Here is a 12,590-nt window from a genome sequence, read left to right on the forward strand (position 1 = left end):
GGTGGCCCCTGACCCCCGCGAAGCCGGCACCCTCAACGTCGACTGGCCCTCCGGCAGCAGTCAGCCCCTGAACGCCACCTCGACCAGCGAAACCGCCTTGACCCATGGGGGAGAGCCGGTACTGCTCACCGGCTCACCGGCGCCTGGTTCGCCGTCGGCTGCCGGCTCGGCGCAGGCCTCCGCTGGCCTGCCTGCTGCCGCCGGGCCGCCGCCTGCGGCCCTGCCGCCTGCTGCCGCTTCACCGCCGCCTGCGGGCGTGCTTCCTGTGGCCGTGCCGCCGCCTGTCGTGCCGATTGCGGCCGTGCCCGCGGCTGCCATGCCGGGCTCGGAATCGCCGGTCATCGACGTGCGGCCGCCGATCGTCGCCGCTCCGGTCACGCCGGCGCTCTCTCCGCGCATCCCCGCGCCCCGGACGCCCGCAGATGAGCCACCCGCCGACAACCGCATCCCCGGCGATGAGCGCTTGCTACCGCGCCGGGTGCGACAGGCGAACCTCGTGCCCCAACTCCGCGGACCCGTGGCGGAACGAGCCGAGTCGACTACTGTGCGTACCCCCGAAAAGGTGCGCAGTCTCATGAGTGCCTTGCAACGCGGTACGACCCAGGGGCGCAAAGATGCCGCCGCGCTCGCCGGAAAGTCGCAGCCCGAGGCGGGCGCTCCGGCATCACCGCGTGATCAGGTGAACGCAGGTGGTGAGGGAATAGCCGGCGAGGGTGACGCGCAACCCCCAGTTACTGACAAAGAGCAGACGCCAGGGCAGCCGGCGTGGTCGGAGGCGGCTACGGTCACCTTCCCGGCCGTGGGGACCTCCGCGGCCGGGGCCGACGGCGGGACGGACGGCGCGCCCGAGGAGAACAACTCGAATCATGCCCCGGTTAAGGACGCATAAGTGGCACAGATGACCAATCAGAGCGCCAACCTCACCTGGCTCCTCGACGACCTTGTCGAGCGGGTACCGTCCGCCCAGCAGGCAGTGGTCCTGTCCGCCGACGGGCTCCTCATGGGAGCCTCGGCGGGAATGGGCCGGGAGGACGCCGAGCACCTGTCCGCGATGGCCGCCGGCTTCCAGAGCCTGGCCAAGGGGGCGAGCCGGCACTTCCAAGCCGGTCCGGTGCGCCAAACCGTGGTGGAGATGGAGGACGCGTTCCTTTTCGTCACCGCAGCCGGCCTGGGTGCCTGCCTGGCGGTCGTTGCGCACAGCGATGCCGATCTCGGGCTCATTGCGTACGAGATGGCCATGCTCGTCACCCGCGTCGGCCAGACGATGGACGCACCGGATCGGCTGCCTGGATCCGATGCCCGCTGACGCATTGTTCCCCGGCACGGGGCGGGTGCTCCACGACTGGCTGGACCACGACGCTGGTCCGGTCGTCCGGCCGTATGCAATGACGCAGGGGCGGGTTGCGCCCTCGGAAGGCGAGTTTGACCTGCTCGCGTTCGTGGTGGCGACCATGCGGGACGATTCCCTGCCGCCCTCGCTTCATCCGGAGCATCATGCGATCGTCGGCGCGGCGTGGGAGCCAACGTCGGTTGTCGAACTAGCCTCCAAACTGGACCTGTCGGTCGGGGTCGTCCGGGTATTCCTGGGTGATCTACGCTCGGCGGGCCTGATTTCGCTTTACGAACCTCCCGCGGCCTCCCAGCCGCACGACGTCGACGTACTCAAGGCGGTTGTCAATGGACTCCGTGCGCTCTGACCGTGATGGCGCCCGCTCGCACATCCCGGTTGCGCTCAAGATCCTCATCGCGGGTGGCTTCGGCGCGGGCAAGACCACGATGGTCGGCTCGGTCAGCGAAATCCGGCCGCTGCAGACCGAGGAGGTTCTCACCGGCGTCGACGGCGCCGACGACACCTCCGGGGTCGAGGGCAAGCACACCACGACGGTGACGATGGACTTCGGTCGCATCACCATCACCGACGACCTGCAGCTCTATCTGTTCGGCACGCCCGGCCAGGACCGCTTCTGGTTCCTCTGGGACGAGCTTTCCCAGGGTGCCCTGGGCGCCGTGGTCCTCGCTGACACCCGTCGCCTGGCCGACTGCTTCCCGTCGATCGACTACTTCGAGCAGCGCGGCACCCCCTTCGTGGTGGCCGTGAACTGCTTCGACGAGCGCCGCTTCGGCTCCGACGCCATCGCCCGGGCCCTCGACCTGGACGGCGACGTTCCTGTTGTCGAGTTCGACGCCCGCGAACCCACGGCAGCCCGCAACGTCCTGATCGAACTGGTCGAGTACGTGGCCCGCCGGCAGCTCGCCTCAGCAGGCAGCCGGTAGCGGGGCTCAGTATCGCGGCGGAGGCGACGCGTCGTGCCAGGCCGGCGCCGTCTGCGGGGGCAGGCAGATCACCCACGAGGCCATCCGGTGCAGCATCTTGCTGGTCACGAAGCCGCGGACGATCATTTCCTCGGGCTGCAGGTATGGCCGCGCGAACCGTCCGATAGTGATCGCCTGGGCTGTTTGCGGTGTGATGCCCGGCAGTTGGGTCAGGACGTGGCTCGGTGCGTGGTTGATGTCGATCAGCCCGCCGTCGTCGTACGAGCGGCTGAGGTCGGGCCGGCCCACTCCCATGTGCAGGGCCTGGGCCGGGTTGTAGGCGGCGAACATGCGGGCCTGGGCTCGCAGGGTTCGTGCCAGCGGGCTGTCGCCGGGGTGGGAGGCCAGAACACCGCCATGCACCGCCGCCACCACAGCGATGGTCAGCCACATGCAAATGGCCACGTTTTCCAGCGGCGTGGTGTCCTTGCTGTTCACCGGGGAGGGGTCGATGCCCATGATCACGCAGGCCACGATGAACAGCACCAGGTAGACCGCTGCCGCGACGAATTGGCGCCGATCCCGGCGGTAGATGCCCGCGTACACGAAGTAGATCCAACTGCCGATCGAGCACAGCAGGATCGGCAGCAGCGACGCCACGATCACCTGGCCGACCGGGAAGCCTTTGGACACCCGCAGCGGCAGCGGGGTGGTGTTGCCCCAGTGCGGCGGCGGGGTCTGCACGGTCGGGTCCGGGGGCACGTAAGGTGGCACGTAGGCCGCAGCCCCCGCAAACGGCGGCGGAGAAATCGGCGGTACGTACGCCGCCTCGCCGGCAGCCGAAGGGGACTCAGGCTCGGACGAGGAGGCCCACGGGTCAACCGGCTCGGTGTAGAGCCGCTCTCCACGCAGGATCCGCCGGTGCGTCTCCTGCAGCATCTCGCCCGGCTCCACCCCGAACTCGTCGAGGAAGTATTCCCGGGCGTCGCGGAACACCGCCAGCGCCTCGGCCTGCCGCCCGCCCTGGTGCAACGCCACCATCAGGTGCGACCGCAGACCCTCACGAAGCGGAAACTGCTCCACCAGCCGTACGAGATCAGGCATGACCCCGGTGTGGTTGCCCCGAGCCAGCTCGATTTCTGCCCATTTTTCCCAAGCCGTCGCCCGCGCCTCACTCAGTCGCAGGCGAGCCGCCTCGAAGACCGCCCCGCTGAGGCCCGCCAGAGCCTCGCCCCGCCACAGCGCCAGCACCTCGCGCAGCAGCGCCGCTGCCTCAGTGAACTGTCCACTTTTGCGTAACGCCGACGCCTGGACCAGCCCAGCTTCGAAGCGCAGCGCGTCCACGGCGTCCGGCTCAATACGCAACGTGTACCCGCCGCTGCTCAGTGGCAGCAGCTCGCCGGGCGTGCGGGGTGCATGTGATGGATCGAGGATGCGGCGCAGGCCGGCCATGTACTTCTGCACCACGTTGGCGCCGTTTTCCGGGGGCTCCTCGCCCCAGACCGCGTCCACGATCTGCGCGACCGCAACCGGGCGGCCCGCGTTGAGCAGCAGCACGGCCAGCACCGCGCGTTGCTTGGCCGGTCCAAGCTCCAGTTCCGTGTCTGCGCGGATGGCGCGCAGATCGCCGAGGACTTCGAACGCTACGGGGTCGTCAGTCACCCGACACCCCCTCTGAACAGCGCAAACGTTGAACGGCAGCGGAACGGCAGCCGGCAGCAGCATAGCGGCAGCGCTCCAGCAGCACTGTCCCGCAGGCTTCACTGCGTCGACCCCGGTGCCGCACGGCGCCGGGACCCCCATTTCCACTTCCGGAGAGACGCAGACATGAATGTGTACAAGCCAGTAGGCGCGCTGCTCGCCCTGTTCGTCCTGGCGGCCGGTGGTTGTGGTGTCGCCGAGCAGGTCAAGCAGACCGCGAGTCAGCCGCCCGCGACGCCCAAGGAGGAGCTGCTCACCGCGCTGCCGGGGCCGGCCACGGGGGCGTTCCACTTCGCTCTCAAGGGTGGTGAGCAGCCGATGCAGGGTGTGCTGGACGCCACCAAGAAGAGCTACCGGATCGACATCTCGCAGAAGGACGCCGATCTCGGCTTCACCATGACCATGAAGTTCCTGGTCGTGGATGAGAAGTCCTGGATCAAGATCAATTTTTCGGGTACGAACGGACTGACCGGCTTGCCGAAGTTGCCGAAGAAGTGGATGCTCGTCGACCGCGCCAAGCTCAAGGACGACGACGCGGCGCCCCTGTCGTACGAGAACGAGACCGACCCGGCCGAGCTGTTCCCGGTCTTCCAGGCCGCAGCCGACGTCAAGAAGGCCGGCACCACGTTCAGCGGCACCACCGACCTGACCCAGCAGGGCAAGGCGGAGATCGTCGACAGCAAGACCCTCAATGCCTTGGGTGCCGCGGCGAACAAGGTGCCCTTCGAAGCCGTACTCGACGCACAGGGCCGGCTGACCAAGGCGATCATCAAGGTCCCGGCAGCGGGCAAGGCCAAGGCTCAGCGGTACGAAGCCGTGTACGACCAGTACGGCACCGCCGAGTCCCCGGTTGAGCCGGCGGCCGGCGAGCAGCAGAAGGCGACCGCCACCACGTACGAAATCCTGAACTCCTGACCGCACCACGTCGGCGGCGAGCGCGCGGGTCTACGGGGGTCCGCGCGCTCGCTGTGGTGGGATCGGGGCATGGACGAACTTGTCTTCCTCGGTTGCTACACCGATGTCAGCGGCGGTACGGGCGAGGGCATCTCCCTGGCCAGGCGGGACCCGGCGAGCGGTGCGCTGACCGGGCTGGCCGTCGTTGCGCGTACGCCATCTCCTTCTTTCCTGGCCCAGCACCCCACCCGCCCGGTCCTGTACGCCGTGAACGAGCTGGACGAGGGCACGGTAAGCGCGTTCGGTGTGGCTGACGACGGCAGCCTCACCCCGCTCGCGGTGCAACCGACCGGCGGCAAGGATCCGTGCCACGTTGCTGTCGCCTCGGATGGCTCCCACTTGCTCGTCGCGAATTACTCGAGCGGCAGCGTGGCGGTCTTCCCGCTCGACGCCGATGGTGTGCCCGGGCCGCGCTGCGACCTGCTGGAGCTGGCCGGGTCGGGCCCGGTGGCCGACCGCCAGCAGGGCCCGCACGCGCACATGGTCAACCCCGACCCGAACGGGCCGGACGTGCTGGTCTGTGACCTCGGCTCGGATCGCGTCTGGCGCACCCGGCTCGACCCGGTGTCCGGGCGGCTGGCCCTGGTGGGTGCGGCGATCACCGCCGAACCCGGCACCGGCCCGCGGCACCTGCTGCGCTCGGCCGGCGGCGCCCTCTTGCTTGTCGGCGAGCTGACCGGTGAGTTGAGCTGGCACCGGCCGGGGGAGCAGCCCGGAAAGGTCGTCACCAGCGAGGGCCGGCCGAACCAGCCATCCGAGATCACCGCCGGGCGGGACGGGCGGTTCGTGTATGTCGGCAACCGTGGCCCCAACACCGTGTCGGTGTTCGCTTGGGATGGCGAACGCGGCACCCTGGTCGCCGAAGTCAGCACCGGCGGCGACTGGCCCCGGCACCTCGCGCTGGCCGGGGATCACCTCTACGTAGCCAACGAGAGGTCACATAACGTAACGATCTTCCGCATCAACCCTGATTCGGGCATCCCGGCGGCAATCGCCGGATCGGTGGGGCTGGGCAGCCCCACCTGTATCGCTCGGTTCCATGCACCGATCGGATAGGAACAAACACGGAGAGTAAATTAAGTTTTAGATAATGCCATTACGAGTAATTTTCATCCGAACGTATATGGCATTCGGCTTCTGGCGTGCGCAGTATGGAGCGCGTGTCAGGCCGCCATCGCAGAAATTTCAATGTCAAGGGAGCGGGCGTCGTCGCTAGCGCGATGGCGATCGTTGTCGTGCTCGCGGGCTCCTGGCTCGGTTATCAGCAGCTCAGCGACAAGGGCTGCAGCGGAGCGATCCAGCTCAACGTCGCCGCGGCGACCGAAATAGCGCCTGCCATCGAGCAAGTCGCAAAGACCTGGACAACCGGCGGTGCCAACGTCAACGGGACGTGCGTCAACGTCAATGTCACAGGCGTCAATCCGGCCACAATGGCGTCGACCGTCGCGCTCAAGCACGGTGTTTCGCTGACCGGGCTCGGAGCCGCCAGCAAGACCGGCGCGGTGCCCGATGTCTGGGTCCCCGACTCGACGACGTGGCTGATGCGCATCCGCTCGGAGGCCTCGGGCTTCCAGCCGACCGACGGCGCCTCGCTCGCGCAAAGCCCGGTCGTCGTGGCGATGCCGCAGCCGACCGCCGAGATCATCGGCTGGCCCAACCGCAAGCTCGGCTGGGCCGACTTGGTCGCCAAGATGACCACTGGCAACGCGCTGCGCACCGGCATCGTCGACCCGATGCGCGACGCCGCCGGGCTCAACGGCCTGCTCGCCCTGGGCGGCGCGGCTGGCTCCTCGCCGCAGGCGAAGGCCCAGCAGGTCGGTGCCCTGCGCACCCTGGCCAGCGGCAGCTCCTCGCTGCGCGACGACCTGCTGCAGAAGTTCCCCCGATCCACCGACCCGGCCGACCTCGCCAGCGGCATCAGCGCCGCGCCGCTGTCCGAGGAAGACGTCATCGCCTACGATGCCGAAAAGCCGGTCGTACCGCTGGTCGCGCTCTACCTCGACCCGAAGCCCCCGGCGCTGGACTACCCCTACGCGGTGATGCCCGGCCTCGAGGTGAGCACCCAGGCGGCGGCCACCGGCCTGCGCGAGGCGCTGCAGGCCGCGTCCTTCAAGGATGAGCTGGCCAAGGCCGGTCTGCGCGGCGCGGACGGCACCACGGGAGCGGGCTTCGAAGCTCCGATCGGCGCCCCCAAGGCGGCAGCCGCCTCGAGTTCCGGCAGCCAGGGCGCGGCCGCGGCCGGGCTGGACGCCGGCGCGATCAACCAGGCGCTGGGCAGCTGGGCGGCGATCACGCTGCCGGGCCGGGTGCTCGCGGTCTTCGATGTCTCCGGCTCAATGGGCACCAAGGTGCCCACCGCCAACAACCTCAGCCGCGCGGCGGTGACCCGGGGTGCGGCCTCGCAGGGCCTGGCGCTGTTCGACGACAAGTGGGCCGTCGGTGTGTGGGTCTTCTCCACCGAGATGAACGGCAAGCTGCCCTACAAGGAGATCGTGCCGATCAGCCCGCTGACCTCGGCGCGCGGGCAGCTACAGGAATCGGTGAAGACGATCACGCCCAAGGAGGGCGGCAACACCGGTCTGTACGACACCGCGCTGGCCGCATACAAGAAGGTGCAGGACACCTGGCAGCCGGGCCGGGTCAACTCGGTCATCCTGTTCACCGACGGCGTGAACAAGAACGATGACGGCATCAGCCGCGGCACCCTGATCTCCGAGCTGAAGAAGGCGAGCGACCCGCGCCGCCCGGTGCGCATGGTCATCGTCGGCATCGGCAACGAGGTCGACGCCAACGAACTCGACGCGATCGCCGGAGCCACCAGCGCGGGCGGCGTGTTCATCGCCGAGGACCCCGCAAAGATCTCCGATATCTTCCTCGAGGCAATCTCCTCCAGGTCCGGCGCCAGCCGCTGAGAAAGCGCCGGGCCGGCGCCAGCCCGCCGGGAAACGACAGGAGGCGTTACCCCTCGGGGGAGGAGGCGGGCGTCCAGTCGAGGCAGACGGCGACCGCGTCGTCCTCCAGGTCGGCGCTGACGAACGCGCGCAGGTCGCCGAGCAGGGACCGGACGGCCTGCAGCGGCGCGAGCGAGCCCGTGCGCCGCACGAAGCGGTGCAGGGCGGCGTCGCCGTACCGGCCGCTGGTGCCGGGAGCGGTGAACACGCCGTCGCTGACGATGTAGAGCCGGTCGCCGGGCTGCAGGACCATGCTCTGCGGCTGGTAGTCGGTGGTCTCGAACATGCCGAGCGGGAACTGCGCGTCGAGATCCTGGTCCAGCACCTCGCCGTCGCGCAGCACCATCAGCCGGGGTGAGCCCGCGTCCACCGCTTCGAGCCGTCCGGTGGTCACGTCCAGTTCCAGCATCAGCGCCGCCACGTGCCAGTCGCCGCGGTGCTGGGAGAAAATCGCCTGGTCGGCCAGGCCCGCCTGGTCGGCCAGCGGCAGCCCGGCGCGGCGGGCGTTGCGCAGCGCCTGGGTGGTCAGCGAGGTCAGTAGCGCCGCGCCCATCCCGTCGCCCATGCCGTTGAGCACGGTGACGAACACCTTGTTCTCCTGCTCGGCCCAGTCGAAGCTGTCGCCGCGCACCGCGTACGCCGGTTCGAGCTGGCCGGCGAGCCCGAAGCCGGACCCCGAGCGGCTGCGTCCGGGCAGCAACTCCCACTGCAACTCCGCAGCGAGGGTGAGCCGCTGCGCGCGGGCCGCGATGGTGTAGCGGTCGGTGCCGGTGCTGGCCGCCTGCAGCTCGTGGGCCAGCAGCGTGGCGATCGTACCCAGCTCGGTGCGCTCCTGCTCATCGCTCGACACGGGGGAGACGCGCAGCACCCCGAGCCGCTCGCCCCGGACGCTGACCGGGAAGTAGCCGACCTGACCCGCGACCACTTGCTGCTGATGGTCGAACGAGCGCCACGCCGGGTCTCCGGGGCGGGTGATGGCCGGTCCATCCATCAGCGGCAGCAGCGCCGACAGCCGGTAGTCGACCTGCAACAGCTCGATGGCGGCGGCCTCGTACTGCTTGGCCAGCTCCTCGGCGAGGCACTCGACAACCTGGTCGGCCGGTGCGTCGGCAAGCACCCGGCGCACGGCGGTCACCCGCTCGGTCACCGATTCCACCTCCCCGGCACGGCCCGTCCTGCGGGTAGTCTCTGCTGCACCATGGCCGAACACCATGGGCCGGATGGGCCACAGCACGCCGCGGCGGTCGACGACGCCGCGGCTACCTTGCTGGCCGTCTGGGATTCTGCCCGTGAGCAAGCCGTGCCCCGGCTGTCCGGTCCCCAGCTCAGCGCGCTGCTGGTCGTCGAGCGTGCGGAGGGCATCAACCTACGGGGTCTGGCCGCTGAGCTCCGGATGATTCTCTCCTCGGCCAGCAGGCTGTGTGACCGGCTTGTCGCCTCCGGGCTGGTCGACCGCGAGCCGGGCCGGGCCGACCGCCGGGAGATTGCGCTGTATCTGACGCCGTCCTCGCGGGCGCTGCTCGACAACCTGCGCTCGACGCGGCGCGAGGTGCTCGGCGAGGTGTTCGACCGGATGAGCCCCGCGGGCCGGGCCGCGCTCGTGCGCGGGCTCAACGAGTTCCAGCAGGTTGCCATGGACACCTCAGCTCCGGGCCAGCCAGCCGGCGGGGTCGTTGAGGACGCCTTGTAGCACCGCGCCCGCCGCCCCGCGCATGGCCGCGTCCGGGCCGAAGGTGGCCGCGCGCAGCCGGATCGGTGACCCGGTGAGCACCCGCCGGCCGATCTCCGCGTCGATGGCGTCCCGCAGCCGCGCCACCAGCGGAGCATAGATGCCGCCCAGCACGATCGTGTCCACGTCCAGCAGGTTCACCACCGTCGAGAGCGCAGTTCCCAAGGCCGTGCCGGCGATGGTCAAGTCGGCCCCGGCCAGCTCGGCCACCGAGGTCACCCCGGCGGCGCGCAGCATCGCCTCCTGACCGGCGTACTGCTCAAGGCAGCCACGGGCACCGCAGCGGCAGAGCGGGCCGCTCGCGTCGATCGGAATGTGGCCGATCTCGCCGCTCCAGCCGCGCACCCCGCGGTAGAGCGAGCCGTCCAGCACGATGCCCGCGCCGATGCCGACCTCGCCGGAGACATAGATGAAGCTGGGCGGCAACTCCCCGACCCCGAGTTCGCTGAGCGCCGCCAGGTTGGCCTCGTTGTCGACGGTCAGTGGCAGGCCGTCCAGCTCGGTCCCGATGGTGATGTCCTGCCAGCCCAGGTTGGGTGCGACGCGCACGACACCGCCTGCGGCCACCAGGCCCGGCACCGCCAGAGCGGCCCCCGCCACGGTCAGCCCGTCAGCTTCGGCGCGGTGCCGGGCAAGCGCGGCGAGCCGGGTCAGCGCGCTGAGGGCACCGGCCTGGCGCTGGTCCCCGGCTTCGACCAGGCGATGGCGCAGCGTGCCGGTGAGGTCGACAACGCAAGCCGCGCGGTAGTCGACGTTGATCTCCAGGCCCAGCCCGGCCGGCCCGTCGGGGGCGGGGCGCAATCCGGCCGCGGGTCGCCCGGCTCCGGTGCGCGGGGCGGGGTCGACCTCGGTGAGCAGGCTGCCCGCGATCAGGTCGTCGACCAGCGCCGACACGGTCGAGCGGGTGAGCCCGGTGGCGCCGGCCACCGAAGCCCGGCTTATCGGATCTGCGCTGTTCGCCACGGTTTGCAGCACAAGCGCGAGATTATGAGCCCGCACACTGTTCTGCCTGATAGGGGCCTGGGAGACGCTCGGCACCCCTTGACAGTGACACATCGCGGTCAAATAATTCAACCAATAAACAAATCTTGTACGTGGAGGTAACCGTGTCGGTTCATCCCACCCGCGACGACAAGTTCTCCTTCGGCCTCTGGACCGTGGGATGGACCGCGCGTGACCCGTTCGGCGAGGCCACCCGCGCCCCCCTCGACCCGGTGGAGGCGGTGCACAAGCTCTCCGAGCTGGGCGCCTATGGCATCACGTTCCACGACGACGACCTGGTGCCGTTCGGCTCGGACAACCAGACCCGCGACGGGATCATCGCCGGGTTCAAGAAGGCGCTCGACGAGACCGGCCTGGTCGTGCCGATGGTGACCACCAACCTGTTCACCCACCCGGTGTTCAAGGACGGCGGTTTCACCAGCAACGACCGCAGTGTGCGCCGCTACGCGCTGCGCAAGGTGCTGCGCAACATGGACCTCGCCGCCGAGCTGGGGGCCAAGACGCTGGTGCTGTGGGGCGGCCGCGAGGGGGCCGAGTACGACGTTGCCAAGGACGTGCACGCCGCGCTCGACCGCTACGCCGAGGGCCTCAACCTGCTGGCCCAATACTCCGAGGACAAGGGGTACGGCCTGCGCTTCGCCATCGAGCCCAAGCCCAACGAGCCCCGCGGCGACATCCTGCTGCCCACCGCCGGGCACGCCATCGCCTTCGTGCAGGAGCTGGAGCGCTCCGAGCTGTTCGGGATCAACCCCGAGGTCGGCCACGAGCAGATGTCGAACCTCAACTTCGCCCAGGGCATCGCGCAGGCGCTGTGGCACGGCAAGCTGTTCCACATCGACCTCAACGGCCAGCACGGTCCGAAATTCGACCAGGACCTGGTGTTCGGTCACGCCGACCTGCTCAACGCGTTCGCGCTGGTGGACCTGCTCGAACACGGCGCGCCCGGCGGCGGACCCAGCTACGACGGCCCGCGGCACTTCGACTACAAGCCCTCGCGCACCGAGAACTACGACGGCGTGTGGGAGTCGGCGAAGGCCAACATGCGGATGTACCTGCTGCTCAAGGAGCGCGCCGAGGCGTTCCGGGCCGACCCCGGGGTGCAGGCCGCGCTGGCCGAGGCCAAGGTGCTCGAACTCGCCAAGCCCACCCTGAACGAGGGCGAGACCTACCAGGACCTGCTCAACGACAAGAGCGCGTTCGAGGAGTACGACGTCGACGCGGCCGGCGCGCAGGGCTACCACATGGTCAAGCTCCACCAGCTCGCGATCGACCACGTCCTGCGGGCCCGGTAGCAATGACCCTCGTCGCAGGCATCGACAGCTCCACCCAGTCCTGCAAGGTGGTGATCCGGGATGCGGACACCGGAGCACTGGTACGGCAGGGACGCGCGAGTCACCCCGAGGGCACCGAGGTTCACCCGCAGGCCTGGTGGGACGCGTTGCAGACGGCCATCGCCGAGGCGGGCGGGCTCGATGACGTCGCTGCGGTGTCGGTGGCTGGGCAGCAGCACGGCATGGTTGTGCTCGACGAGGACGGCGAAGTGGTCCGCCCGGCGTTGCTGTGGAACGACACCCGCAGCGCCGGGGCGGCCGCCGAGCTGATCGAGGATCTCGGGGGCGCCGGCAAGGGCCGCCAGGCGTGGGCCGATGCCGTCGGGATCGTGCCGGTGGCCAGCTTCACGCTCACCAAGCTGCGCTGGCTGGCGCGCACCGAACCGCACAACGCGGCGAAGGTGGCAGCGGTCTGCCTGCCGCACGACTGGCTGACCTGGAAACTGTCCGGCGCCGGGAGCCTGGACACGCTGCGCACCGATCGCAGCGACGCCAGCGGGACGCTCTACTGGTCGGCCAAGACCAACGAATACCGGCCCGACCTGCTCGAACTGGGTTTCGGCCGGCAGCTCATCACGCCGCAGGTGCTCGGTCCCACCGGGATCGCCGGTCACCTGCCCAACGGCGCTCCGCTCGGGCCGGTATTCGTTGGTCTTGGCCGACCAGTAG

Annotated in this window: 12 protein-coding genes and 1 pseudogene; 10 read left to right on the forward strand and 3 right to left on the reverse strand. The window is 69.6% G+C overall.

Annotated elements, in window-relative coordinates:
* From TFC3_RS39110 to TFC3_RS06360, 4 genes and pseudogenes are all read left to right on the forward strand, one after another.
* A pseudogene (locus TFC3_RS39110) lies at nucleotides 1–889 on the forward strand (hypothetical protein); the annotation flags it as partial.
* 9 nt (nucleotides 890–898) lie between these two features.
* Nucleotides 899–1,306: a roadblock/LC7 domain-containing protein gene (locus TFC3_RS06350; protein ID WP_369819580.1), complete on the forward strand. Its 408-nt coding sequence runs from the start codon at nucleotides 899–901 to the stop codon at nucleotides 1,304–1,306.
* The gene (locus TFC3_RS06355; protein WP_067496885.1) at nucleotides 1,296–1,697 is read left to right on the forward strand and encodes a DUF742 domain-containing protein; all 402 of its coding nucleotides are present in this window, start codon (nucleotides 1,296–1,298) and stop codon (nucleotides 1,695–1,697) included. Before TFC3_RS06350 ends, TFC3_RS06355 begins: the two co-directional genes overlap by 11 nt.
* Nucleotides 1,678–2,274 (forward strand): ATP/GTP-binding protein, encoded by a 597-nt coding sequence (locus TFC3_RS06360; protein WP_067496888.1) that lies wholly within the window; start codon nucleotides 1,678–1,680, stop codon nucleotides 2,272–2,274. The genes TFC3_RS06355 and TFC3_RS06360 overlap by 20 nt, the downstream gene beginning before the upstream one ends.
* Before the next feature lie 6 nt (nucleotides 2,275–2,280).
* On the opposite strand, the gene TFC3_RS06365 is transcribed toward TFC3_RS06360, so the two are convergent.
* Nucleotides 2,281–3,915: a BTAD domain-containing putative transcriptional regulator gene (locus TFC3_RS06365; RefSeq protein ID WP_161952540.1), complete on the reverse strand. Its 1,635-nt coding sequence runs from the start codon at nucleotides 3,913–3,915 to the stop codon at nucleotides 2,281–2,283.
* A 165-nt stretch (nucleotides 3,916–4,080) separates the two neighbouring features.
* Here TFC3_RS06365 and TFC3_RS06370 point away from each other — a divergent pair, with 165 nt between their 5' ends.
* The 3 genes from TFC3_RS06370 (at nucleotide 4,081) to TFC3_RS06380 (ending at nucleotide 7,820) form a co-directional block, all read left to right on the forward strand.
* Nucleotides 4,081–4,869 (forward strand): hypothetical protein, encoded by a 789-nt coding sequence (locus TFC3_RS06370; protein WP_067496893.1) that lies wholly within the window; start codon nucleotides 4,081–4,083, stop codon nucleotides 4,867–4,869.
* Nucleotides 4,870–4,938: 69 nt separating this feature from the next.
* The gene (locus TFC3_RS06375) at nucleotides 4,939–5,964 is read left to right on the forward strand and encodes a lactonase family protein (protein WP_067496896.1); all 1,026 of its coding nucleotides are present in this window, start codon (nucleotides 4,939–4,941) and stop codon (nucleotides 5,962–5,964) included.
* A 164-nt stretch (nucleotides 5,965–6,128) separates the two neighbouring features.
* On the forward strand, nucleotides 6,129–7,820 hold the full coding sequence (locus tag TFC3_RS06380) for a substrate-binding domain-containing protein (RefSeq protein ID WP_067496899.1): 1,692 nt from the start codon (nucleotides 6,129–6,131) through the stop codon (nucleotides 7,818–7,820).
* Between the two features lie 46 nt (nucleotides 7,821–7,866).
* Here the strand turns inward: TFC3_RS06380 and TFC3_RS06385 are convergent, their stop codons facing one another.
* Nucleotides 7,867–9,006, reverse strand: coding sequence for a PP2C family protein-serine/threonine phosphatase (locus TFC3_RS06385; protein WP_067506090.1), 1,140 nt, complete (start codon nucleotides 9,004–9,006; stop codon nucleotides 7,867–7,869).
* A 51-nt stretch (nucleotides 9,007–9,057) separates the two neighbouring features.
* Here TFC3_RS06385 and TFC3_RS06390 point away from each other — a divergent pair, with 51 nt between their 5' ends.
* Nucleotides 9,058–9,549 carry a MarR family winged helix-turn-helix transcriptional regulator gene (locus TFC3_RS06390; RefSeq protein WP_067496902.1) on the forward strand — a complete coding sequence of 164 codons (492 nt, stop codon included), beginning with the start codon at nucleotides 9,058–9,060 and terminating at the stop codon, nucleotides 9,547–9,549.
* Here the strand turns inward: TFC3_RS06390 and TFC3_RS06395 are convergent.
* A complete protein-coding gene (locus TFC3_RS06395) occupies nucleotides 9,502–10,644 on the reverse strand; it encodes an ROK family protein (RefSeq protein ID WP_173745302.1) in 1,143 nt (380 codons plus the stop codon). The genes TFC3_RS06390 and TFC3_RS06395 overlap by 48 nt on opposite strands.
* Nucleotides 10,645–10,694: 50 nt before the next feature.
* On the opposite strand from TFC3_RS06395, the gene xylA reads away from it, so the two are divergent.
* Entirely contained in the window at nucleotides 10,695–11,882 is a 1,188-nt protein-coding gene (xylA, locus tag TFC3_RS06400) for a xylose isomerase (protein ID WP_067506094.1), read from the forward strand.
* A 2-nt stretch (nucleotides 11,883–11,884) separates the two neighbouring features.
* Nucleotides 11,885–12,590: FGGY family carbohydrate kinase (locus TFC3_RS06405; RefSeq protein WP_255363747.1), on the forward strand; the 706-nt coding region annotated here is incomplete at its 3' end.

Source organism: Actinoplanes sp. TFC3 (genome assembly GCF_001553785.1).
Lineage (GTDB): Bacteria > Actinomycetota > Actinomycetes > Mycobacteriales > Micromonosporaceae > Actinoplanes.